Here is a 22,405-nt window from a genome sequence, read left to right on the forward strand (position 1 = left end):
ACGTCCGCCGCGAACGGCGCGATCTTCGCCTCGGCCAGCGAACGCACCGCCTCACGGAGCATCCCGTGCTCCTCGGAGACCCGGAAGAGATCGAATTCCGCCGCCCCTGCGCTGCCCGCCATGATGCCTGCCTCTGGAGAATCGTCGTCACCGACTGTGGAACCGGTTAACTACCGTTCAGTAGATCCTAGGCCTCCGACCTGCGGCTGCCTAGGTCAGTCGACGTCCGCGCCCAGGGTGTCGCCGGCCCGGTGCTCCTGGAAGTACTGCTCGGTGCGGTCGTTGCGGACCGCCTCCCAGAGCCGCTCGGCCGGGCGGTCGGCCAGCAGCACCACGCTCTGCCCGTCCCGGGTGGCGAAGCCGCCGAACGGCGCGTTCAGGAAGCGCACGCCGTCCGCGCGCAACGAGCGCAGGCTCCAGGCGAGCTGGAACAGGTCGGTGTTGGAGAGCCGGTCGTCGACGCTGACCACCTCGCCGACCGTGCCCAGCAGGCCGCCGAGCCGCGACGGGCTGGTGAGCGTGCCGGAGTCCATGACCTTGAGCATCAGCGCCCGCAGGAAGTTCTGCTGGCGCTTGGTGCGGTCGAGGTCGCCGCCGGGCAGGCCGTAGCGCTCGCGGACGTAGAGCAGCGCGGTGGCGCCGTCCATGTGGTGGGTGCCGGCCTCCCAGGCGCGGGCCTCGCCGACGCCCTCGATGGTGCGCGCGACGGTGATGTCGACGCCGCCGACCGCGTCGGTGAGGGCCCGGAACCCGTTCCAGTCGATCACGGCGAGGTGGTCGACGCGGATGCCGGTGAGGTTCTGCACGGTCTCGGTCATCAGCGCCGGGCCGCCCCAGGCGTAGGCGGCGTTCAGCTTGGCCTCGCCGTGGCCGGGCACCGGCACCCAGGTGTCCCGGGGCAGCGAGACCAGGGTGGCGGAGCGGCGGTCCTCGGAGAGGTGCAGCAGCATCATGGTGTCGCTGCGGGCCGCGCCGGCCTGCCAGACCGGGGCCTTGGCGGCGCTGCCGGTGGTGGGGGTGTCGGAACGGGCGTCCAGGCCGACCAGCAGGAGGTTGAGGCCGCTGCCGGGGACGGGCCTCGGCTGGGCGGACTCCGGCACGGCCGGGAAGGCGTCGGGGATGCGGCGGACGGAGGAGGCGTAGTGCTCGGCCGTCCACCAGAGGGCGCCGCAGCCGCCGAGGACGAGCACCAGCAGGGTGGAGAGGGTCCAGAGCAGGACCCGGCGGGTGCGGCGGCGCCGGGCCGGCGGCTCGGCGCCGGGCTCCGGTGCGTCGGACCCGTCCTCCGGGGCGTCGCCGGGCCCGTCCCCGGGCTCCCCCGGGTGCTCCCGGGGCCGGAAGAGGCTCAGCCCGGAGGGCGCCGACGGCCGCACGGGCTCGTCCGAGGGTTCGTCCACCGGCTCCATGGGCGTATTGTGCCGTCGGCCCCGTCCCGCGCGCGGGGCTTTGCGGACAACGGCCGGAACCGGGGCCCGAGCGGCCGTCTGGGCCCTCCCCCGGCAGCCGGATAGCATCGGTGGGCGCGGTCACCACCCGGGGTGCCGTGCCGTCCGTCGCCCGCCCTAAGGGGAAACCGTGACCCTCCGCATCTCCGTGATCGGCACCGGCTATCTCGGCGCCACCCACGCCGCCGCCATGGCGGAGTTCGGCTTCGAGGTGCTCGGGCTGGACATCGACCCGGAGAAGATCGCCACCCTGACCGCCGGCCAGGTCCCGATGTACGAGCCGGGCCTGTCCGAACTGCTGCTCAAGCACGTGGCCGGACACGAGGGTTCGACCGGGCGGCTGCGGTTCACCACCTCCGCGCAGGAGGCCGCCGAGTTCGGCGACGTGCACTTCGTCTGCGTCAACACCCCGCAGCGCAAGGGCGAGTTCGCCGCCGACATGTCCTACGTGGACGCCGCGATCGACGCGCTGGCCCCGCACCTGACCCGCCCGGTGCTGGTGGTCGGCAAGTCCACCGTGCCGGTCGGATCGGCGGGCCGGCTGGCGGAGCGGCTGGCCGCGCTGGCCCCGGTCGGCGAGGACGCCGAGCTCGCCTGGAACCCGGAGTTCCTGCGCGAGGGCTTCGCCGTCCAGGACACCCTGCGCCCGGACCGGATCGTGGTCGGCGCCCGCAGCGAACGCGCCGAGCGGGTGCTGCGCGAGGTGTACGCCGAGCCGATCGGCGCCGGGGTGCCGTTCCTGGTCACCGACTACGCGACCGCCGAGCTGGTGAAGACCGCCGCCAACTCCTTCCTGGCCACCAAGATCTCCTTCATCAACGCGATGGCGGAGGTCTGCGAGGCGGCCGGCGCCGACGTCACCCAGCTGAGCGCGGCGCTCGCGCTGGACGAGCGGATCGGCGGCAAGTTCCTCAACTCCGGCCTGGGCTTCGGCGGCGGCTGCCTGCCCAAGGACATCCGGGCGTTCATGGCGCGGGCCGGCGAGCTGGGCGCCGACCAGGCGCTGACCTTCCTGCGCGAGGTCGACTCGATCAACATGCGCCGCCGCTCCCGGATGGTCGAGCTGGCCCGCGAGCAGTGCGACGGCGGCTTCCTGGGCCGGCGGGTCGCCGTCCTGGGCGCCGCGTTCAAGCCCAACTCGGACGACATCCGGGACTCCCCCGCGCTCAACGTCGCCGCCCAGATCCAGCTGCAGGGCGCGCAGGTCACCGTCTACGACCCCAAGGCGATGGACAACGCGCGCAAGATGTTCCCGGGCCTGGCCTACGCGCCCTCGGCGCTGGAGGCCGCCGAGGGCGCGCACGTCGTCCTGCACCTCACGGAGTGGAAGGAGTTCCGCGAGCTCGCCCCGGCCGAACTGGGCGCGGTGGTCGCCGAGCGCCGCCTGCTCGACGGCCGCAACGTCCTCGACGCCGACGCCTGGCGCGCGGCCGGCTGGACCTACCGCGCCCTCGGCCGCCCCAGCTGACGCCCGCCCCGCCGACCGGGGGGATCCCCGGCCGGCGGGGAATCCGGGGCCGCACCCCGTCGTTGCCCCGACCATGACGAACTACGGCGACGAAGCGACGGTCCGCTCCATCCTCACCGCCCAGGGCGACACCTGGGCGGTGGTCGGCCTGTCCACCAACACCGCCCGCGCCGCGTACGGCGTGGCGCGGGAGCTGCAGCGCTACGGCAAGCGGATCGTGCCCGTCCACCCCAAGGCCGAGACGGTCCTCGGCGAGCCGGGCTACCGCTCGCTCGCCGAGATCCCGTTCCCCGTCGACGTGGTGGACGTGTTCGTGAACAGCGAGCTGGCGGGCGAGGTCGCCGACCAGGCGGTGGCCGCCGGGGCGAAGGCCGTCTGGTTCCAGCTCGGCGTGGTGGACGAGGCGGCGTACGCGCGGACCACGGCCGCCGGGGTGGAGATGGTCATGGACAAGTGCCCGGCCATCGAGATCCCGCGGCTGGACTGAGCCCGCGGCCCGGCTGCGGCCGGTCTGCGGCCCGCTTTCGGCCGCCAGGGCGTCAGGCGTCAGGGCGTCAGGCGTCCAGGCCGTGGAGGCCGAGGGTGGCGAGGGAGGGGGTGCGGCCCTCGGTGCGCAGGCGGGCGGCGGTGGTCTCGGCGTCGCGCAGGACGCGGACGGCGTTGTGCCAGGTGAGCTTGGCGAGGTCGGTCTCGGACCAGCCGCGGCGCAGCAGTTCGGCGATCAGGTTGGGGTAGCCGGCGACGTCGTCGAGGCCGTCCGGGAGGAAGGCGGTGCCGTCGTAGTCGCCGCCGATGCCGATGTGGTCGACGCCGGCGACCTCGCGCATGTGGTCGAGGTGGTCGGCGACGGTGGCGACGGTGGCGACCGGGCGGGGGCTGGTCCGCTCGAAGGCGCGCTGGCAGGCCATCCCGGCGGGGGTGGTGTCGAGCGGGTCGAAGCCGTGGGCGCGCATGTTCTCATCCGCGGTGGCGGTCCACTCGATGGCCGCGGGCAGGATGAACTTGGGCACGAAGGTGGCCATCGCGACGCCGCCGTTGCCGGGGAGCTGGGCCAGCACGTCGTCCGGGATGTTGCGCGGGTGGTCGCAGACGGCGCGCGAGGAGGAGTGCGAGAACAGCACCGGCGCCTCGCTGACCCGCAGCGCGTCGCGCATGGTGTCGGCGGAGACGTGCGAGAGGTCGACCAGCATGCCGAGCCGGTTCATCTCCCGGACGACCTCCTCGCCGAAGGCGGTGAGGCCGCCGGAGACGGGCTCGTCGGTGGCGGAGTCGGCCCAGGGCGTGTTGTCGTTGTGGGTGAGCGTCATGTAGCGGACGCCGAGCGCGTACAGGGCGCGCAGGGTGGCGAGCGAGCAGTCGATGGAGTGGCCGCCCTCGGCGCCGATGAGGGAGGCGATGCGGCCCTCGGCGCGGGCGGCCTCCAGGTCGTCGGCGGTGAGCGCCGGCCGCAGCCGCTCGGGGAAGCGGTCGACCAGGGCGTGGACGAAGTCGATCTGTTCGAGGGTGGCGCTGACCGCGTGGTCCCCGGCGAGCCGGCTGGGCACGTAGACCGACCAGAACTGCGCGCCGACCCCGCCCGCGGTGAGGCGGGCGAGGTCGGTGTGCAGCCGGTCGCTCTGGTCGGCGGCCAGGTCGAGGGCGTCCAGGTCGTAGCCGGCCTGTTCGCGCATCGCCCAGGGGAGGTCGTTGTGGCCGTCCACCACGGGGGCGGCCCGCAGGACGGCCTTGGCGCGTTCCAGCAGGGCGGGGGTGGAGTCCAGCAGCTCAGAGGTCATACGAGCTGTTGTATCCGATGAGACTACTTTCCAAAGCCGAAGGAGGAGGAACCCGCCACCTTGGCCCGAAGCTTCTTGCCCTTCTCGGTGGCCTGGCCGTTCAGCTCGGCCTGGAAGTCGGTCATCCGCTCGGTCAGCTCCGGGTCGAAGGCGGCCAGCATCCGCACCGCCAGCAGGCCCGCGTTGCGGGCTCCCGCCACCGAGACGGTGGCCACCGGCACGCCGGCCGGCATCTGGACGATCGACAGCAGGCTGTCCATGCCGTCCAGGTAGCGCAGCGGCACCGGCACGCCGATCACCGGCAGCGGGGTGACGGAGGCGAGCATGCCCGGCAGGTGGGCGGCGCCGCCGGCACCGGCGATGATCGCCTTCAGCCCGCGCTTGTGGGCGTTCTCGCCGTAGGCGACCATCTCGCGCGGCATCCGGTGCGCGGAGACGACGTCGACCTCGTAGGGGATCTCGAACTCGTCGAGGGCCTGGGCGGCGGCCTCCATGACGGGCCAGTCGGAGTCCGAGCCCATGACGATGCCAACAAGCGGATGTGTCATTCGGTGATCGTTCCTCGCAGGTAGGCGGCCGCGTGGCGGGCGCGCTCACGGACGTCGTCGAGGTCGTCCCCGAAGACGTTGACGTGGCCGACCTTGCGGCCGGGCTTCACGTCCTTGCCGTACATGTGGATCCGCAGACCGGGGTCGCGGGCCATGCAGTGCAGGAAGGCGTGGTACATGTCCGGGTAGTCGCCGCCCAGGACGTTGACCATGACCGTCCACTTGGCGCGCGGCCGCGGGTCGCCGAGCGGCAGGTCCAGGACGGCCCGCAGGTGGTTCTCGAACTGCGAGGTGACGGCGCCGTCCTGGCTCCAGTGCCCCGAGTTGTGCGGCCGCATGGCCAGCTCGTTGACCAGGATCCGGCCGTCGCGGGTCTGGAACAGCTCGACGGCGAGGTGGCCGGTGATGTCCAGCTCTCCGGCGATCCGCAGGGCGAGCTGCTGGGCCTCGTCGGACAGGGCCGGGTCGAGGCCGGGCGCGGGAGCGGTGACCTCGGCGCAGACGCCGTTCTCCTGGACGCTCTCCACCACCGGGTAGGCGACGGCCTGGCCGCTGGGCGAGCGGACCACGTTGGCGGCCAGCTCGCGGACGAAGTCGACCTTCTCCTCGGCGAGCACCGGGACGCCGGCCAGGAACGGGGCCGCGGCCTCCTCCTCGTCGCCGACCACCCAGACGCCCTTGCCGTCGTAGCCGCCGCGGACGGTCTTGAGCACGACGGGGTACCCGGCGCCCTCCGCGGCGAACGCGGTGACGTCGGCCGGGTCGGCGACGATCCGGTGCCGTGGGCAGGGGACGCCGATGGAGTCCAGCTTGGCCCGCATGACGCCCTTGTCCTGGGCGTTGACCAGCGCGTCCGGGCCGGGCCGGACGGCGACGCCGTCGGCCTGCAGGGCCCGCAGGTGCTCGGTCGGCACGTGCTCGTGGTCGAAGGTGATCACGTCACAGCCGGCGGCGAAGCGCCGGAGGGTGTCGAGGTCTCGGTAGTCGCCGAGGACGACGTCGGAGACGACCTGCGCCGCCGAGTCCTGGGGAGTGTCGGCGAGGAGCTTGAACCGGACTCCGAGCGGGATGCCCGCCTGGTGTGCCATGCGGGCAAGCTGCCCGCCGCCGATCATGCCCACCACTGGAAAATTCGCGTTGCCCGGGGAAGTCACCCCGCCAGGATATCCGGGCCGGTCGGAGGCCGTGGAACCGCTCCCCGCGCAACCGCGTCCCAGAGGACGGGCCGATGTGGTAGCGCCCGAGGGGCTGAGCCGATCGGTGGAACCGGGTAGCCTGGTCGGCCAGGTCCTGATATGCGCGATCCGATCATGTGCGTGCACGCAGGGCTCAAGGGGTTGACGGCACCCAGGCCTCGGCACCCTTTCGTCCGCAGGCACATGGAGGCAGCCCGGTATGGCGACGACCACGGCGTCGAACCCCTCGCTGACGCAGAAACTGCGCGGCCTGTCGGGCGAGGCGGTGAAGTTCGGCCTGGTCGGTCTCAGCGGTGTCGTGGTGAACTTCGTCGTCTTCTGGATCTGCATCAACGGCTTGCACCTGGCCTCGCTGCGCTCCAACATCGTGGCCACGCTGGTCGCGATCGCCACCAACTACCTGGGCTACCGCTACTGGCTGTACCGGGACCGGGACGCCGCCTCGCGCAAGCGGGAGATCACGCTGTTCCTGCTGTTCAGCGGCGCCGGCATGCTGATCGAGACCGGAGTGCTCGGCTTCTCGGTGTACGTGCTGGGGCTCTCCTCGCACTTCGAGCAGCTGGCCGCGAAGGTCGGCGGCCTCGCGCTCGGCACGGTGTTCCGCTTCATCTCCTACCGCACCTGGGTGTTCAAGGCCGTCCCGGAGCCGACCGAGGAGCAGCTCGCCGAGGCGCGCGCCGAGCGGTCCGGGCCGGACGCCCCGGCCGGTGGCGTGGTCGCCCAGGCCGAGCTGATGCTGGCCGCCGAGCAGATCCGGTTCGCCAAGGCCGAGTAGGCCCCTCCCCCGTCCGCTCCCGCCCCCCGCTTGCCGCCGGTGCGGCGGCGGGGGACAGTGGTGGCGGAGGGCGAGCACGGCCGGCGAACGATCGAAGCCGCGGGGGACGCAGGAGGCTCGCCATGACCTTCGTCCAGATCATCGACTGCCGCACCGACCACCTCGACGAGCTCAACGGCCTGATGGACCGCTGGGCCGAGCAGACCGAGGGCCGGCGGACCGCCGACCACGCGATGGTCGCCACCGACCGCTCCGACCCGCGGCACGTGGTGGAGATCGTCGAGTTCCCGTCGTACGAGGCCGCGATGCGCAACTCGGGCCTGCCCGAGACCGACCGGATCTACCGCGAGATGGTCGCGCTCTGCGACGCGCCGCCCACCTTCACCGACCTGGACGTGGTCCGGGACGACCGGCTCTGACGCGCCTCAGCCCTCGCGCTGGCTGCGCCCCAGGAAGAGCGCGAACACCGCCGGCCGCAGCGAGAGCAGCTCCAGCCGCGCGCCGTCCGCCTCCGCGAGGTCGCGCGCGACGGCGAGGCCGATGCCGGTGGAGTTGCGGCCGCTGACCGCGCGCTCGAAGACCCGGTTGCCGAGCTCGGGCGGCACCCCGGGGCCCTCGTCCTGCACCTCGACGACCGCCGACGTCCCGGACGGCCGCACCCGCAGGGTGATCGTGCCGGCGCCGTGCATCAGCGAGTTCTCGATCAGGGTGGCCAGCACCTGGGCGACCGTGCCGGGGGTGCCGACGACGCTGACCCCGCGCAGGCCCTCGACCTGGAGCACCCGGCCGGTGCCGCGCAGCGACGGCCCCCACTCCTCGACCTGCTGCTTGACCACGTCGTCGAGGTCGAAGGCGACGGCGGTGGGGCTGCGCGGGTCGCGCTGGGTGGTGAGCAGCCGCTGGACGACGTCGGTCAGCCGTTCGACCTGCTGGAGGGCGATGGTCGCCTCCTCCTTGACGGTCTCCGGTTCCTCGGCGAGCGCGGTGATCTCCTCCAGCCGCATGGAGAGCGCGGTGAGCGGGGTGCGCAGCTGGTGCGAGGCGTCGGCGGCGAGCCGGCGTTCGGCGGTGAGCATCCGGGCGATCCGCTCGGCGCTGGTGTCGAGCACCTCGGCGACCCGGTCGAGTTCGGGCACCCCGTAGCGGCGGTCGCGCGGGCGCGGGTCGCCGGAGCCGAGCCGTTCGGCGGTCTCGGCGAGGTCGGTGAGCGGGCGGGCCAGCCGCTTGGCCTGCCAGACGGCGAGGGCGACGGCGGCCTGCACGGCGAGCAGCGCGACGACGCCGAGCAGCAGCAGCATGTTGGCGATCTCGTGGTCGACCGCCTCGCGGGACTGCGCGACGGTGACGGTCTCGCCGCTGGCGCCGCGCTCGACGGCGGTGAGCACGTGGTCGTTGTCGGGCCGCCGGCCGCTGGAGACGGTCCCCTGGCCGGGGATCTCGACCTCGACGTACTGGCCCTCGGAGACCTGGTTGGCGAACTTGTCGCCGGTGACCGGCTCCCTGGCGGCGAGCCGGCTCTCCACCAGGGCGAGGACCCGTACGGCGGCGGCGTCCACCCGGTCCTGGGCACTGTTGACGATGGTGCGCTTCTCGACCAGGGCGAGCGGGACGCAGAACACCACGACGACCACGAGGACGACGCACAGCAGCGAGTTGATCATCCGGCGTTTCACGCTGCCGCTCCCGTGGTCGTGGGCGCCCGTCCGGGGCGCCCGGTGGGGCTAATTCTTCTCGAAGCGGAAGCCCACCCCGCGCACGGTGGCGATGTAGCGGGGGTTGGCGGCGTCGTCGCCGAGCTTCTTGCGCAGCCAGGAGATGTGCATGTCCAGGGTCTTGGTGGAGGTCCACCAGGTGGTGTCCCAGACCTGCCGCATGATCTCCTCGCGGGTGACCACCCGGCCGGCGTCCCGGACGAGCACCCGCAGCAGCTCGAACTCCTTGGCGGAGAGGGTGAGCTCCTCCTCGCCGAGCCAGGCGCGGTGCGACTCGATGTCGATCTTGACGCCGTGGGCGCCGGTGGTGAGCTGGTCGACGTTGCCGCGCCGCAGCAGGGCCCGGACCCGGGCGAGCAGCTCGGCGAGGCGGAACGGCTTGGTGACGTAGTCGTCGGCGCCGGCGTCCAGGCCGACCACGGTGTCGACCTCGTCGGCGCGGGCGGTGAGGACCAGCACGGGGCAGCTGCGGCCGTCGGCGCGCAGCCGGCGGCAGACCTCCAGGCCGTCCATCTCGGGCAGACCGAGGTCGAGGACGACGAGGTCGACCTCCTCGCCGAGCCCCGCGGCCAGTGCGGACGGCCCGTCCTCGCGGACGAGCACCTCGTAGCCCTCGCGGCGCAGGGCCCGGGCGAGCGGTTCGGAGATCGCCGGGTCGTCCTCGGCGAGCAGCACACAGGTCATGTGGTGATGGTAGTCGTCCCGGGTATGGCCGTCCGCTCCGTGAGGTAGTTCACACTGCGTGATCGTTATACGGAGGGCGATCCACCCTCAACCGACACGCCCGGGCCGCTCGTTCGGCGAAGATCTTCCGTTTTGATCTTGCATCCGAAGGAATTTGGCCGGTCTTACCATGGATCGGCGAAGCAAATCTGTCGCTGTCTTTACTATCGCCATACCTTATTGGCATCTTTTGTCAGCTGATAACGCCAAATGTCGCCACGTAGAGTGGTTCTGTCCACGTCCGCCGCCACCCCCTTTGGCGGACGCTGTCAGGCAAGGAACCACTACTCATGGCGTCTACGACCATGGAGTCCGGCATACAGTCGGCCTCTTCCGGCGGCAAGACCTTCCTCGGGCACCCCCGGGGCCTCGCCACGCTCTTCATGAGCGAGATGTGGGAGCGCTTCAGCTACTACGGCATGCGTGCCCTGCTGGTGCTCTACATGACCGCCTCCGTCGCCGACGGCGGCCTCGGCATGAAGCTCGCCGTCGCGAGCGCGGTGTACAGCGTGTACACCGCGATGGTCTACCTGCTGGCCCTCCCGGGCGGCTGGATCGCCGACCGCTTCCTCGGCGCCCGGAAGACCGTCGCCCTCGGTGGCTCGATCATCATGATCGGCCACTTCCTGCTGGCCCTGCCGGTCAGCGTGTCGTTCTTCGGCGGCCTCGCGTTCATCGCGATCGGCTCCGGCCTGCTCAAGGCGAACATCTCCACGATGGTCGGCCACCTCTACGACGGGCCCAACGACCCGCGCCGGGACGGCGGCTTCACGATCTTCTACATGGGCATCAACCTCGGTGCCTTCGCCGCCCCGCTGGTCATCGGCACCATCGGCCAGAACGTCGACTGGCACCTGGGCTTCGCCCTCGCCGGCGTCGGCATGGCCCTGGGCCTCACCCAGTTCCTGCTCGGCACCCGCCACCTGAGCGCCAAGAGCGACGTGGTCACCTCGCCGATCTCGGCCGCCGAGAAGAGCGCGATCTTCAAGAAGGCCGGCCTCTGGCTCGCCGTCGCCGCCGTCTTCTACGCCGTCGTCGCGCTGACCGGCCACTTCACCATCAACTGGGCGATCTGGCCGCTGTCCATCGCCGGCCTGGCGATCCCGGTCTTCGTCTTCGCCAAGGTGAAGCGCGACAAGGACCTCGACGCGACCGAGCAGTCCCGGATGAGCGGCTACATCTGGTTCTTCGTCGCCGCCGCCGTGTTCTGGATGATCTACGACCAGTCCGGTTCGACGCTGAACATCTTCGCGCAGGACCACACCTCGTCGACGCTGTTCGGCTTCGACTTCCCGTCCAGCTGGTTCCAGTCGCTCAACCCGCTGTACATCATGGCCCTGGCCCCGGTCTTCGCCTGGATCTGGGTGGCGCTCGCCCGCCGCTCCAAGAACCCCAGCACCACGGCGAAGTTCTCCTTCGGCCTGCTGATGATCGGCGCCTCGTTCATGGTCATGATGCTGGCCATGGCCGCCGCCTCCGGCGGCACCCAGGTCACGCCGCTCTGGCTGGCCATGGTCTACCTGATCCAGACCGTCGGCGAGCTGACCCTCTCCCCCGTCGGCCTGTCGGTCACCACCAAGCTGGCGCCGGCCAAGTACGCCAGCCAGATGATGGGCGTCTGGTTCCTCGCGGTCACCGCGGGCGACTGCGTCGCGGCCATCTTCCAGCTCGTCCTCGGCGACGAGGTGGTCGGCTCCACCTGGTACTTCGCGGTCCAGGGCGGCATGGCGATCGCCGCCGGCATCGCCCTCTACACCCAGCGCCGCAAGGTCGTGGCGCTGATGGGCGACGTCCACTGACGTCCCTCCCACCCGGCCCCGGGGCCGTCGCGGATTCCTGAGATCCGCGGCGGCCCCGGTCGCGTTCTCCCCCCGCCCTGCCCCCTCGACCCGGCCCCGTGGGTGTGCCTATGGTGCCCCATGCCGACCGACTCGATACCCCGTCAGCTCGCCCGCGCCCGGCTCAGCCTCGGTGCCCCCTCCCAGCCGGCCATCGGCGCCGACGGGCGCACCGTGCTCTTCCTGCGCAGCCGGGCGGGCGACGACCCCGTCACCTGCCTCTGGGCCCTCGACACCGGAAGCGGCGACGAACGCCTGCTCGCCGACCCGGCGGTCCTCGGCGCGGCGGACTCCGACGCCGATCTGCCCGAGGCCGAGCGGATCCGCCGCGAACGCGCCCACGTCCACGCCCGCGGCATCACCGCGTACGCCACCGACGCCGCCGGCCGGCTCGCCGCCTTCGCCCTCGGCGGCGGCCTCTGGCTCGCCGACACCGCCACCGGCGAGGTCCGCCGCGTCCCCACCGCCACCGAGGTGTACGACCCCCGCCCCGACCCGTCCGGCCTGCGGATCGCCTACGTCGGCAACGGCGCCCTGCGCGTCGTCACCGCCGACGGCGGCGAGGACCGCGCGCTCGCCGGACCCGAGGCCGAGGACGTTCGCTACGGCGTCGCCGAGTACGTCGCCGCCGAGGAGATGGACCGCACCCGCGCCCACTGGTGGTCGCCCGACGGCACCCGGCTGCTGGTCGCCCGGGTCGACGAGCGCCCGGTCACCCGCCTCCACCTGGCCGACCCGGCCGACCCCGCCCGGCCGCCCCGCGTCATCCGCTACCCCCTGGCCGGCACCGCCAACGCCGAGGTCACCCTCTGGCTGCTCGGTCTCGACGGCGGGCGCACCGAGGTCCGCTGGGACCGGGCCGGGTACGAGTACCTCACCGCCGCCGGCTGGGACGGGCACGGCCCGTACGCCGCCGTGCAGAGCCGCGACCAGCGCACCGTGCTCACCCTCGCGATCGACCCCGCCGACGGCGCCACCCGCGTCCTCGCCGAGCGGCGCGACGAGCACTGGGTCGCCCTGCTCCCCGGACTGCCCGCCCGCACCGCCGCCGGCGCCCTCGTCGACGCCGCCGACGAAGGCGACACCCGGCACCTCACCGTCGACGGCGAGCCCGTCACCCCGGCCGGACTGCAGGTGCGTTCCGTGCTCGGCACCGACGGCGAGCAGGTGCTCTTCACCGCCACTGACGAGCCGACCGAGACCCACCTGTGGTCATGGGACCCGGTCACGGGCGCCGTCCGGCTGAGCGACGAGCCCGGAGTGCACACCGGCGCGCGCCGCGACGGCACGCTCGTCCACACCGCACGCACGCCCGGCGCGCCCACCGGCCGCACCACCGTCCACCGCGACGGCCTGCCCGCCGCCCGCACCCTCGCCTCCCGCGCCGAGACGCCCGCCCTCACCTCCCGCCCCGAGCTGCTCCGGCTCGGCCCCCGCGAACTGCGCGCCACGCTCTTCCTGCCCGCCGGCCACCGCGACGGCGACGGCCCGCTGCCCGTCCTCCTCGACCCCTACGCCGGACCCGCCCTGCAGAAGGTCACCGCCGCCCCGCACTGGTGGGACCTCGCCTCCCAGTGGTTCGCCGACCAGGGCTTCGCCGTGCTCGCCGTCGACGGCCGCGGCACCCCCGGGCGCGGCCCGCGCTGGGAGAAGGCGATCGCCGGGGACAAGGCCGGCCCCGCCCTGGCCGACCAGGTCGAGGGCCTGCACGAGGCCGCCCGGCTGCGGCCCGGCCTGCTCGACCTCGACCGGGTCGCCGTCCGCGGCTGGTCCTACGGCGGCTACCTCGCCGCGCTCGCCGTCCTGCGCCGCCCCGACGTCTTCCACGCGGCCTCCACCGGCGCCGCGGCCACCGATCAGCGGATCTACAACACCCACTACCAGGAGCGCTACCTCGGCCACCCCGACGAGCACCCGGAGCGCTACGACGCCTGCTCCCTGCTCTCGGACGCGCCCACGCTGCGCCGCCCGCTGCTGCTGGCCCACGGCCTCGCCGACGACAACGTGCTGCCCGTCCACGCCCTGCGGTTCTCCGCCGCCCTGCTCGCCGCGGGCCGCCCGCACGAGGTGCTCCCGCTGCGCGGCACCGGCCACCGGCCCACCGACGAATCGGTGGCGGAGAACCTGCTGCTGCACGAACTCGCCTTCCTGCGGCGCGCGCTGCGGCTCTGAGCACGGCGGCGGGGCCGGGGAACGCCCGTCCCCGGCCCCGCCGTCACACCGCTCGGGCCGCTCAGACCTCGCGCACGCCCGCGCGCCAGACCGCCGCCGTCAGCGGCACGCCCGGCCGGTAGGCCAGGTGCACGTGCGAGGGCGCGTCCAGCAGCTGCAGGTCCGCCCGGGCGCCCACCCGCACGGCGCCGACGTCCGTGCGCCGCAGCGCGTGCGCGCCGCCCGCCGTCGCCGACCAGAGCGCCTCGTCCGGCGTCATGCCCATCTCGCGCACCGCCACCGCGATGCAGAACGCCATCGAACTCGTGAAGCTGGAGCCCGGGTTGCAGTCGGTGGACAGCGCCACCACCGCCCCCGCGTCCAGCAGCCGGCGCGCGTCCGGGTAGACCGCCCGGGTGGAGAACTCGGCGCCCGGCAGCAGCGTCGCCACCGTCGAGGAGCCGGCCAGCGCGGCCACGTCCTCGTCGGTCAGGTGGGTGCAGTGGTCGGCGGAGGCCGCCCCCAGCTCGACGGCCAGCTGCACGCCCGGGCCGTACGTCAGCTGGTTGGCGTGCACCCGGGGCGTCAGCCCGCGCTCCATCCCGGCGGTCAGGATCGCCCGCGCCTGGTCGCCGTCGAAGGCGCCCTTCTCGCAGAACACGTCCACCCAGCGGGCGTACGGCGCGCAGGCGTCCAGCATGGGGCCGGTGACCAGCTCCACGTAGCCGGCCGGGTCGTCCGCGAACTCCGGCGCCACCACGTGCGCGCCGAGGTAGGTGGTCTCCGGCGTGTACGAGGAGGCGATCCGCAGCGCCCGGGACTCGTCCTCGACGGTGAGCCCGTACCCGGACTTGCACTCGACCAGCGTGGTGCCCTGCCGCAGCGCCTCGCGCACCAGCCGGGCCAGGTTGGCGTCCAGCTCGGCGTCGGCGGCGGCCCGGGTGGCGGCCACGGTGGTGCGGATGCCGCCCGCCGAGTAGGACTGCCCGGACATCCGGGCGTTGAACTCGGCGGTGCGGTCGCCCGCGAACACCAGGTGGGCGTGCGAGTCGACGAAGCCGGGCAGCAGGGCGCGGCCCGCCGCGTCGAACCGTTCGTCGGCGGCGGGCGCCTCGGCGGCCGGGCCGACCCAGGCGACGGCGTCGCCGTCGATCACCACCGCCGCGTCGGTGAGCAGGCCGAGCGGCCCGGTCCCGTACGCGGGGTCGTTGGTGACCAGTGTGCCGATGCCGGTGATCAGCGTGCTCGGAATGCTCGGGGAGGTCACGTCATGCCTTTCGGAGAACGACAGCAGCAACGACAGCAGCTCAGCAACTCAGGGCGTCGATCGAGGACTTCAGCGCGCCCGGCACGTCCGGCACCAGCTGGTGCACGCCGTCCCGCACGACGTGCCGCCCGCCGACCACCACGTGCCGCACGTCCGCCGCCGAGGCCGCGAACACCGCGGTCTCCGCGCCCAGCCGCGGCGCCGGGCCCGCGGTGCGCACCGAGTCCAGCGCGATCACGGTGAAGTCGGCCAGCGCCCCCGCCTCGATCCGCCCGGCCTCGGGCCAGCCGAGCGAGGCGTGCCCGTCCTCCGAGCCGGCCCGCAGCAGCGCGTTCGCCGTCCAGTGCCCGCGGGTGCGGGTGCGCAGCCGCTCGTCCAGCTCCAGCGCCCGGGCCTCCTCGAACGGGTCGACGACGGCGTGGCTGTCGCTGCCGAGGGTGATCGGGCAGCCGCCGGAGGCCAGTTGCCGGGCCGGGCCGATCCCGTCGGCGAGGTCCCGCTCGGTGGTGGGGCACATGCAGACGGTGGTGGAGGAGTCGGTGAGCAGCTTGACGTCCTCCTCGGTGAGGTGGGTGGCGTGCACGGCCGAGGTGCGCGGGCCGAGCGCGCCGTGGTCGGCGAGCAGCCGGGTCGGGGTGACGCCGTGCGCGGCCAGGCAGGCGTCGTTCTCGGCGGTCTGCTCGGACAGGTGGACGTGCAGCGGCGCCCGGCGCATCGCCGCCCAGTGGGCGACGGTGCCCAGCTGCTCGGCGGGCACGGCGCGCACCGAGTGGATGGCGGCGCCGATCCGGGCGTGCTCGCGCCCGCGCAGGGCGTCGGCCCGCTCGGCCCAGGCGTCGGCGTCGCCGTCGCTGAACCGGCGCTGCGGCTTGGTCGGCTCGGCGCCGAAGCCGGAGGACAGGTAGCAGGTGTCCAGCAGCGTGATCCGGATGCCGGCCCGGGCGGCGGCCTCGATCAGGGCCCCGCCCATCGCGTTGGGGTCGTCGTAGCGGGCGCCGCCGGGCGCGTGGTGCAGGTAGTGGAACTCGCCGACGGCGGTGATCCCGGCGAGCGCCATCTCGGCGTAGGCGGCGGTGGCGAGCGCCAGGTAGCGGTCCGGGTCGAGGGCGCCGGCGAACCGGTACATGGTGTCGCGCCAGGTCCAGAAGGTGCCGGAGCCGACCTGGACGTGGCCGCGCAGCGCCCGGTGGAAGGCGTGCGAGTGCGCGTTGGCCCGGCCCGGCAGCAGCAGGCCCTCCAGCCGGACGGCGCCGGGCGGGCAGGGCCCGCTGTCCGGCTGCACCTTGGCGATCTTGCCGCCGGCACCGGTGTTGATCAGGACGTCCTGCTCGACCACCGGCCCGTTGACGTACGGCAGCCAGGCGTACTGCGCCCAGAAGGTTGTCGTTTGCGCGCCTGCGGCACGGCCTACTGACACGCCAGGTCCTCCAGTACGTCGGCGAGGGCGGCGACCCCGGCCAGGCAGTCGGCGGTCTCGGCGTGCTCCGCCGGGGAGTGCGAGACGCCGCTCGGGTTCCGTACGAACAGCATGGCGGTCGGCACGGCCGATGCCAGGATCCCGGCGTCGTGTCCCGCGCCGGTGGGCAGCACGGGGGCGCCGCCCGGGCCCTCCTTCCCGCCGACGACCCGCGCCAGGCGGTCGCGCAGCGGGCCGTCGAAGTCCACCACCGGGGTGTAGGACTCACGGGTCAGTTCGACCCGGACGCCGTCGCGCCCGCCGCGCTCGGCGGCGGCCCGCTCGATCTCCCCGACCAGCGCGGTGAGGGTGGCCTCGTCGGCCGCCCGGGAGTCCAGCCAGCCGCGCACCAGGGAGGCGATCGCGTTGGTGCCGTTGGGCTCGACGGCGACCTTGCCGAAGGTGGCCAGCGCGCCCGCGAGCTTCGCCTTCTTGCGGGCGGCGAGCACCGTGGTGGCGTAGGTCAGCATCGGGTCGCGGCGGTCCTCGATCCGGGTGGTGCCGGCGTGGTTGGCCTCGCCGTGGAAGTCGAACCGCCAGCGGCCGTGCGGCCAGATCGCCGAGGCGACGCCGACCGGCTGGTGCTCGGCGAGGTGGCGGCCCTGCTCGACGTGGAGTTCGACGAAGGCGCCGATCCGGGCCAGCCGCTCGCCGTCGGCGCCGATCGCCGTCGGGTCCTGGCCGGCCCGCTCCATCGCGTCGGGCAGCCGCACGCCGTCGGCGTCGCGCAGCCCGTACGCGGCCTCCCGGCTCAGCAGGCCGGTGGTGAGCCGGGAGCCGATGCAGGCCACGCCGAACCGGGCGCCCTCCTCGTCGCCGAAGTTGACGATCGCCAGTGGCCTGGCGAACCGGGCGCCCCGGGCGCGCAGTTCGTCCAGCGCCGCGAAGGAGGACACCACCCCGAGCGGGCCGTCGAAGGCGCCGCCGTCGGGGACGGAGTCCAGGTGCGAGCCGGTGACGACGGCGTCGCCCTCCTCCGGATCGCCCAGCCAGGCCCACTGGTTGCCGTTGCGGTCCAGCTCGTAGCCGAGGCCCCGGTCACGGGCCTGCTGCTCGAACCAGGCGCGGCACTCGGCGTCGGCGGCGTTCCAGGCGAACCGGCGGTAGCCGCCGGACGCGGCGGAGCGGCCCACCGGGAGCAGCTCCGCCCACATCTCCTCGAAGGACGGCGTCACAGCTCACCCGTCGGGCTCTGCTCGGCCATGGGGACGCGCACGCCGCGCTCGGCCGCGACCTCCTCGGCCCGGTCGTAGCCGGCGTCGACGTGCCGGATGACGCCCATGCCCGGGTCGTTGGTGAGCACCCGGCGGATCTTCTCGCCGGCCAGCGCGGTGCCGTCGGCGACGGTGACCTGCCCGGCGTGGATCGAGCGGCCGATGCCGACGCCGCCGCCGTGGTGGATGGAGACCCAGGACGCGCCGGAGGCGACGTTGACCATGGCGTTGAGCAGCGGCCAGTCGGCGATCGCGTCGGAGCCGTCCAGCATCGCCTCGGTCTCCCGGTAGGGGGAGGCGACCGAGCCGCAGTCCAGGTGGTCGCGGCCGATGACGATGGGGGCGGACAGCTCGCCGCTCGCCACCATGTCGTTGAAGCGCTCGCCGGCCTTGTCGCGCTCGCCGTAGCCGAGCCAGCAGATGCGCGCGGGCAGGCCCTGGAAGTGCACCTTCTCCTGGGCCATCCGGATCCAGCGGGCCAGCGACTCGTTCTCCGGGAAGAGGTCGAGGACGGCCTGGTCGGTCTTGTGGATGTCGCGGGCGTCGCCGGACAGCGCGGCCCAGCGGAACGGGCCCTTGCCCTCGCAGAACAGCGGGCGGATGTAGGCGGGGACGAAGCCGGGGAAGGCGAAGGCGCGGTCGTAGCCGGCCAGCTGGGCCTCGCCGCGGATCGAGTTGCCGTAGTCGAAGACCTCGGCGCCGCGGTCCTGGAAGCCGACCATCGCCTCGACGTGCCGGGCCATCGACTCGCGGGCGCGCTGGGTGAACTCGGCGGGCTTCTCGGCGGCGTAGGCGGCCATGTCGTCGAAGGCGACGCCGACCGGCAGGTAGGCCAGCGGGTCGTGGGCGCTGGTCTGGTCGGTGACGATGTCGATCGGCGCGTCCATCGCGAGCAGCTGCGGGACCAGCTCGGCGGCGTTGCCGAGCACGCCGATGGAGAGCGGCTGCCGCTTGTCGCGCGCGGCGGTGGCGAGCTCCAGCGCGTGGGCGAGGTCCTTGGCCTCGACGTCCAGGTAGCGGTGCTCGATCCGGCGGGAGATCCGGGACGGGTCGCAGTCGATGCAGATCGCCACGCCGCCGTTCATGGTGACGGCCAGCGGCTGGGCGCCGCCCATGCCGCCGAGGCCGGCGGTGAGGGTGATGGTGCCCTCCAGCGTGCCGTCGAACTTCTTGTTGGCGACGGCGGCGAAGGTCTCGTAGGTGCCCTGGAGGATGCCCTGGGTGCCGATGTAGATCCACGATCCGGCGGTCATCTGCCCGTACATGGTGAGCCCGAGGCTCTCCAGACGGCGGAACTCCTCCCAGTTGGCCCAGTCGCCGACCAGGTTGGAGTTGGCGATCAGCACGCGCGGCGCCCACTCGTGGGTCTGCATGACGCCGACCGGCCGGCCGGACTGCACCAGCATGGTCTCGTCCTGCTTCAGCCCCTGCAGCGTGCGGACCATGGCGTCGAAGGACCGCCAGTCGCGCGCCGCCTTGCCGGTGCCGCCGTACACGACCAGCTTCGACGGGTGCTCGGCCACCTCGGGGTCGAGGTTGTTCATCAGCATCCGCAGGGCCGCCTCCTGCTGCCACCCCTGCGTCGTCAGCCCCGTCCCCCGCGCCGCCCGTACCTCTCGCGGCCCGCTCGCCTGCTGCACCATGTCCCGGCCTCCTTGCGGATGAATTCATTCAGGCTCGACTCGGCTGAATATATCCAAACATCCAGCCTCCGGCCAGAGTCCGGACGATCCGATCCCGAACATGGTTGACGGCCCCCGGGGCCGACGTCATGCTGCATACGAACGAATTCGGGCGGCTCTGCCCGGACGATTCCTGGGGGGTACCACCATGTCTGCTCTGCCACGCCCGTTCGCGCCTCCGCCGGGCCGACGGGTCCGCCGGACGGCTGCCCGCGGCAGCGTCCTCGCCCTCGCCGCCGGCCTGCTCGCCGGCGCCCCGCTCGCCGGCGCCTCGCTCGCCCGGGCCGCGGAGCCCGCCCCGGTGGAGACGCCCACCGGCACCCGCGTCGCCCCGCTCTCACCGGGCACCCTCTATCCCGACACCCGCACCGACAGTTGCGGCATCGCCAGCACCGACCAGTGGGGCTGGCTGCCCGGCGGCACGAGCAGCCTCACCGCCACGCTGAACGGCTCCTCCGCCGCGCTCGGCGCCGAGTTCCACGTCCGCGACACCGCGGCCCCGAACACCGACGTGCTCACCGGCCGGGTGGGCGGGCTCGCCCCCGGCACGCAGGCCGAGTTCGCCCTCGACCCGACCAAGCTCGTCGAGGGCCACGCCTACTCCTGGAACGTGGTCGGCACGGACGCCGACGGCAACCGCTCCGCGGCCACCACCGACTGCCACTTCCGGGTCGACCACCGTGGCCCCCGGATTTCGCTGCTGTCGACGAGCACCCCGCAGGCCGGCACGAACCGCCTCACCTTCCAGGTCCAAGACTCCTACAGCTGGGAACGCATCTACACCTCCGGCCACGGCTGCCTGGAGTACCGCACCGGCGAAACGGGCCCGTGGACCAGGGCGAGCTGTGGATGGCCCGGCAGCCTCTCCTGGCCGACCGTCGACCTGGACGTCCCCCTGCCCCAGCCGAACTCGGCCGCGCTCCGCGTGCGCGACGTGGACCAGGCCGGCAACTACTCCGCCGAGGTCGTCATCCCGACCTTCGCCTACCCCGGCCAGCCGCTGCTGGGGGACCTGGCGGACCCGCAGCACCAGTGGCAGCTCGGCCGTGAGAGCCCCGGCTCCGACGCCGCCGGCACCGCCCCGCTGGCGGCCGGTCCCGGCGTCACCTGGGTGGACAACCACAGCCCGTTCACGGCCCCGGACGGAAGCAGCACTCCCGGCCCCGCCACGGTCGCCTCCCTGGACGGCACCGGAGCGCTCTCCGCCGACCGTCCGCTGATCGACACCCGGGAGAGCTTCACCGTCACCGCCTGGGCCAAGCCCACCGCCGAGGGCGGCGTCGTCCTGAGCCAGCAGGGCGCGCGGTCGAGCGCCTTCGCGCTCTGGGCCGACCCGAGCGACGGCCGCTGGCACGCCGCGCTGGGCCGGCAGGACGACGACTCCTGGTCCTACGACCAGGTCACGCCCTACGCGGCGGGCCGGGACAGCTTCACGCCCGGCGTCTGGAACCAGCTGAGCGTGGCCTACAACGCCCGGACCGAGCAGATCTCCCTGCAGGTCAACGGCACTGTGGTGGCCACCGGTCACCACGCCGCCCGCGACTCCTTCCAGGCCACCGGCGCCTTCCAGCTCGGGCAGTACCGCTACCAGGGCGAGCCGAACGCGCGGTTCAAGGGCGAGCTCAGTGACGTCGCCGTGCTCCGGCGGGCCGCCGCGCCGCCGCAGGGCTGGCAGTCCAGCTACCGGCTCGGACTCGACCGGGCCAAGTGCGCGACCGCCGCGGGCAGCCCCGACCAGCCCGGCGCGCCGGTCCGCGTCGCGAACTGCGGATCGTCCTCGACCCAGTCCTTCACCAGCCACTCCTCGGACGGGACCCTCAGGTGGGGCAACCTGTGCCTCGACGCCTACGCGAACGGCACCGCCAACGGCGCCGCGACCACGTTCTGGACCTGCAACGGCGGCGGTAACCAGGTCTGGCTGCCGCGCACCGACGGCTCGCTGCTCAACCCGCAGTCCGGCCGCTGCCTCGACCTCCCCTGGGGCAACACCACCGACGGCACCCGCTTCGTCCTGTGGGACTGCAACGGCGGAGCCAACCAGCGGTTCGACTTCACCGTCTCCGCCACACGCCTCGTCTGATCCCCCACCCCCACACCGGCAGGGCCCCGCCACCCCCACACGGCGGGGCCCTGCCGCATCCGCGCGCGCTAGGCTGAACCCGGCGGGCAGCAGCCACTCGGCCGGGCGCCGACGAATGGAGGACGCGATGACGGCCATCACCGTGCGGCCGGGAAGACTCCGTGACGCCGCCGAGGAGATCGAACGGAGCACCGGCCTCCGAGTGCAGATCATCGGAGGAACCCTGGTGATGGCTCCCACCCCGCGCGGCAAGCACGCCGGGACCGTCCGGCTGCTCCGTCGGCAGCTCGAACCGGCACTCCCCGGCGATCTCGGCGCGTACGAGGTGTCGTCGATCTACATGCCGGGCAACGAGGAGGACTACGTCACCCCCGACCTGGTCATCCTCCCCGTCGACTGGGACCGCGACGACGAGTGGCTGGCCGATCCGCGGGAGGCCGCCTTCGCCATGGAGGTGATCTCCAACTCCGAGGGCGTTCGGGCAGTCGCCACGAAGACCGACTGGTACGCGACGGCGGGAGTGGGCGTCCTGCTCGCCGTCGACCCGCGCGAGGGCGTCTGGACGCTCTACACCCGCCCGCGGGACAACGCCTATCAGGGCGTGCTGCACGGCAAGTACGGCGAGCCGATCCCGCTCACCGCGCCGCTTCCCGCCGAGCTGCAGACGTCCGACCTGCCGCTGTACACCCCCAAGCGCTGACCTCCCGTCACGCCGCGGCGTCGTCGTCCCAGTGGATGCCGATCTCCTCCAGCCAGCGGCGGTCGGCCTCGTCGGGGGCCGAGGGACGGGGCGGGCGGGGGATCTCCTGGACGGGGCCGAGGCCGTACTGTTCGGCGACGGCGGCGGCGCGGGCGTCGGGTTCGATCACGCCGACGTGGACGACGGCCTGGTCGCCCGGGTCGAGGACGGTGAGTTCGGGATCGGGCAGACGGCGCAGGGTGACGCGGCGTCCGCAGGTCGGGCAGGACCACTCGTCGGCTCCGGAGGCGAGCCGGCCGACGAACTTCATCTCGTGGATCACGCGCATGGCGGCACCCCCTGACTGGAGTGATGCCCGCCCTGGGCGGATCGCCA

The 22,405-nt window shown here is 73.4% G+C and carries 18 protein-coding genes and 2 pseudogenes; 8 read left to right on the forward strand and 12 right to left on the reverse strand.

Going from position 1 to position 22,405, the window contains the following annotated elements; translation table 11 throughout:
- Together ABT238_RS35355 and ABT238_RS35360 are read right to left on the reverse strand one after the other, a co-directional pair.
- Positions 1-122 (reverse strand): annotated as a pseudogene (locus tag ABT238_RS35355) (acyl-CoA dehydrogenase); the annotation flags it as partial.
- 93 nt (positions 123-215) lie between these two features.
- Positions 216-1,406 carry an LCP family protein gene (locus tag ABT238_RS35360; RefSeq protein WP_350571318.1) on the reverse strand — a complete coding sequence of 397 codons (1,191 nt, stop codon included), beginning with the start codon at positions 1,404-1,406 and terminating at the stop codon, positions 216-218.
- Positions 1,407-1,575: 169 nt separating this feature from the next.
- Between ABT238_RS35360 and ABT238_RS35365 the strand changes: the two genes are divergently transcribed.
- Together ABT238_RS35365 and ABT238_RS35370 are read left to right on the forward strand one after the other, a co-directional pair.
- Positions 1,576-2,913: a UDP-glucose dehydrogenase family protein gene (locus ABT238_RS35365; protein WP_350571317.1), complete on the forward strand. Its 1,338-nt coding sequence runs from the start codon at positions 1,576-1,578 to the stop codon at positions 2,911-2,913.
- 73 nt (positions 2,914-2,986) lie between these two features.
- Positions 2,987-3,400: a CoA-binding protein gene (locus tag ABT238_RS35370; protein WP_350804845.1), complete on the forward strand. Its 414-nt coding sequence runs from the start codon at positions 2,987-2,989 to the stop codon at positions 3,398-3,400.
- Between the two features lie 67 nt (positions 3,401-3,467).
- Here the strand turns inward: ABT238_RS35370 and ABT238_RS35375 are convergent, their stop codons facing one another.
- From ABT238_RS35375 to ABT238_RS35385, 3 genes are read right to left on the reverse strand one after another with little or no spacing between them, the layout of a single operon-like run.
- The gene (locus tag ABT238_RS35375) at positions 3,468-4,688 is read right to left on the reverse strand and encodes a dipeptidase (RefSeq protein WP_350571313.1); all 1,221 of its coding nucleotides are present in this window, start codon (positions 4,686-4,688) and stop codon (positions 3,468-3,470) included.
- A 23-nt stretch (positions 4,689-4,711) separates the two neighbouring features.
- Complete coding sequence (purE, locus tag ABT238_RS35380; RefSeq protein ID WP_350571311.1) at positions 4,712-5,236, reverse strand: 5-(carboxyamino)imidazole ribonucleotide mutase; 525 nt, start codon at positions 5,234-5,236, stop codon at positions 4,712-4,714.
- Entirely contained in the window at positions 5,233-6,351 is a 1,119-nt protein-coding gene (locus tag ABT238_RS35385; RefSeq protein ID WP_502884386.1) for a 5-(carboxyamino)imidazole ribonucleotide synthase, read from the reverse strand. The genes purE and ABT238_RS35385 overlap by 4 nt, the downstream gene beginning before the upstream one ends.
- 280 nt (positions 6,352-6,631) lie before the next feature.
- Here ABT238_RS35385 and ABT238_RS35390 point away from each other — a divergent pair, with 280 nt between their 5' ends.
- Both ABT238_RS35390 and ABT238_RS35395 read left to right on the forward strand, forming a co-directional pair.
- On the forward strand, positions 6,632-7,207 hold the full coding sequence (locus tag ABT238_RS35390) for a GtrA family protein (RefSeq protein WP_350571308.1): 576 nt from the start codon (positions 6,632-6,634) through the stop codon (positions 7,205-7,207).
- A gap of 122 nt (positions 7,208-7,329) precedes the next feature.
- Positions 7,330-7,623, forward strand: a pseudogene (locus tag ABT238_RS35395) (ester cyclase); the annotation flags it as partial.
- Positions 7,624-7,632: 9 nt separating this feature from the next.
- Here the strand turns inward: ABT238_RS35395 and ABT238_RS35400 are convergent.
- Positions 7,633-8,880 (reverse strand): sensor histidine kinase, encoded by a 1,248-nt coding sequence (locus ABT238_RS35400; RefSeq protein ID WP_350571307.1) that lies wholly within the window; start codon positions 8,878-8,880, stop codon positions 7,633-7,635.
- 48 nt (positions 8,881-8,928) lie between these two features.
- On the reverse strand, positions 8,929-9,603 hold the full coding sequence (locus ABT238_RS35405; protein ID WP_030300686.1) for a response regulator transcription factor: 675 nt from the start codon (positions 9,601-9,603) through the stop codon (positions 8,929-8,931).
- A gap of 329 nt (positions 9,604-9,932) precedes the next feature.
- Here ABT238_RS35405 and ABT238_RS35410 point away from each other — a divergent pair, with 329 nt between their 5' ends.
- Both ABT238_RS35410 and ABT238_RS35415 read left to right on the forward strand, forming a co-directional pair.
- Complete coding sequence (locus tag ABT238_RS35410; RefSeq protein ID WP_350571306.1) at positions 9,933-11,441, forward strand: peptide MFS transporter; 1,509 nt, start codon at positions 9,933-9,935, stop codon at positions 11,439-11,441.
- 120 nt (positions 11,442-11,561) lie between these two features.
- On the forward strand, positions 11,562-13,652 hold the full coding sequence (locus ABT238_RS35415; RefSeq protein WP_350571304.1) for a S9 family peptidase: 2,091 nt from the start codon (positions 11,562-11,564) through the stop codon (positions 13,650-13,652).
- Positions 13,653-13,713: 61 nt separating this feature from the next.
- Here the strand turns inward: ABT238_RS35415 and hutI are convergent, their stop codons facing one another.
- From hutI to hutU, 4 genes are read right to left on the reverse strand one after another with little or no spacing between them, the layout of a single operon-like run.
- Positions 13,714-14,883, reverse strand: coding sequence for an imidazolonepropionase (gene hutI / locus ABT238_RS35420; RefSeq protein WP_350571320.1), 1,170 nt, complete (start codon positions 14,881-14,883; stop codon positions 13,714-13,716).
- A gap of 55 nt (positions 14,884-14,938) precedes the next feature.
- Positions 14,939-16,315: a formimidoylglutamate deiminase gene (locus ABT238_RS35425; protein WP_350804876.1), complete on the reverse strand. Its 1,377-nt coding sequence runs from the start codon at positions 16,313-16,315 to the stop codon at positions 14,939-14,941.
- Positions 16,306-17,508 (reverse strand): allantoate amidohydrolase, encoded by a 1,203-nt coding sequence (locus ABT238_RS35430; protein WP_350804934.1) that lies wholly within the window; start codon positions 17,506-17,508, stop codon positions 16,306-16,308. Before ABT238_RS35430 ends, ABT238_RS35425 begins: the two co-directional genes overlap by 10 nt.
- Positions 17,509-17,525: 17 nt before the next feature.
- The gene (gene hutU / locus ABT238_RS35435; protein ID WP_350804881.1) at positions 17,526-19,211 is read right to left on the reverse strand and encodes a urocanate hydratase; all 1,686 of its coding nucleotides are present in this window, start codon (positions 19,209-19,211) and stop codon (positions 17,526-17,528) included.
- A gap of 187 nt (positions 19,212-19,398) precedes the next feature.
- Between hutU and ABT238_RS35440 the strand changes: the two genes are divergently transcribed.
- Both ABT238_RS35440 and ABT238_RS35445 read left to right on the forward strand, forming a co-directional pair.
- Positions 19,399-21,330: a ricin-type beta-trefoil lectin domain protein gene (locus ABT238_RS35440; RefSeq protein WP_350804884.1), complete on the forward strand. Its 1,932-nt coding sequence runs from the start codon at positions 19,399-19,401 to the stop codon at positions 21,328-21,330.
- Positions 21,331-21,457: 127 nt separating this feature from the next.
- Positions 21,458-22,030, forward strand: a complete 573-nt coding sequence (locus tag ABT238_RS35445) for a Uma2 family endonuclease (RefSeq protein WP_350804888.1) — start codon at positions 21,458-21,460, stop codon at positions 22,028-22,030.
- A 7-nt stretch (positions 22,031-22,037) separates the two neighbouring features.
- Here the strand turns inward: ABT238_RS35445 and ABT238_RS35450 are convergent, their stop codons facing one another.
- Positions 22,038-22,358 (reverse strand): hypothetical protein, encoded by a 321-nt coding sequence (locus tag ABT238_RS35450; protein WP_350571295.1) that lies wholly within the window; start codon positions 22,356-22,358, stop codon positions 22,038-22,040.
- Positions 22,359-22,405 lie beyond the last annotated feature (47 nt).

The sequence above is a fragment of the Kitasatospora sp. NPDC001527 genome, from assembly GCF_040298605.1.
Taxonomy (GTDB): Bacteria; Actinomycetota; Actinomycetes; order Streptomycetales; family Streptomycetaceae; genus Kitasatospora.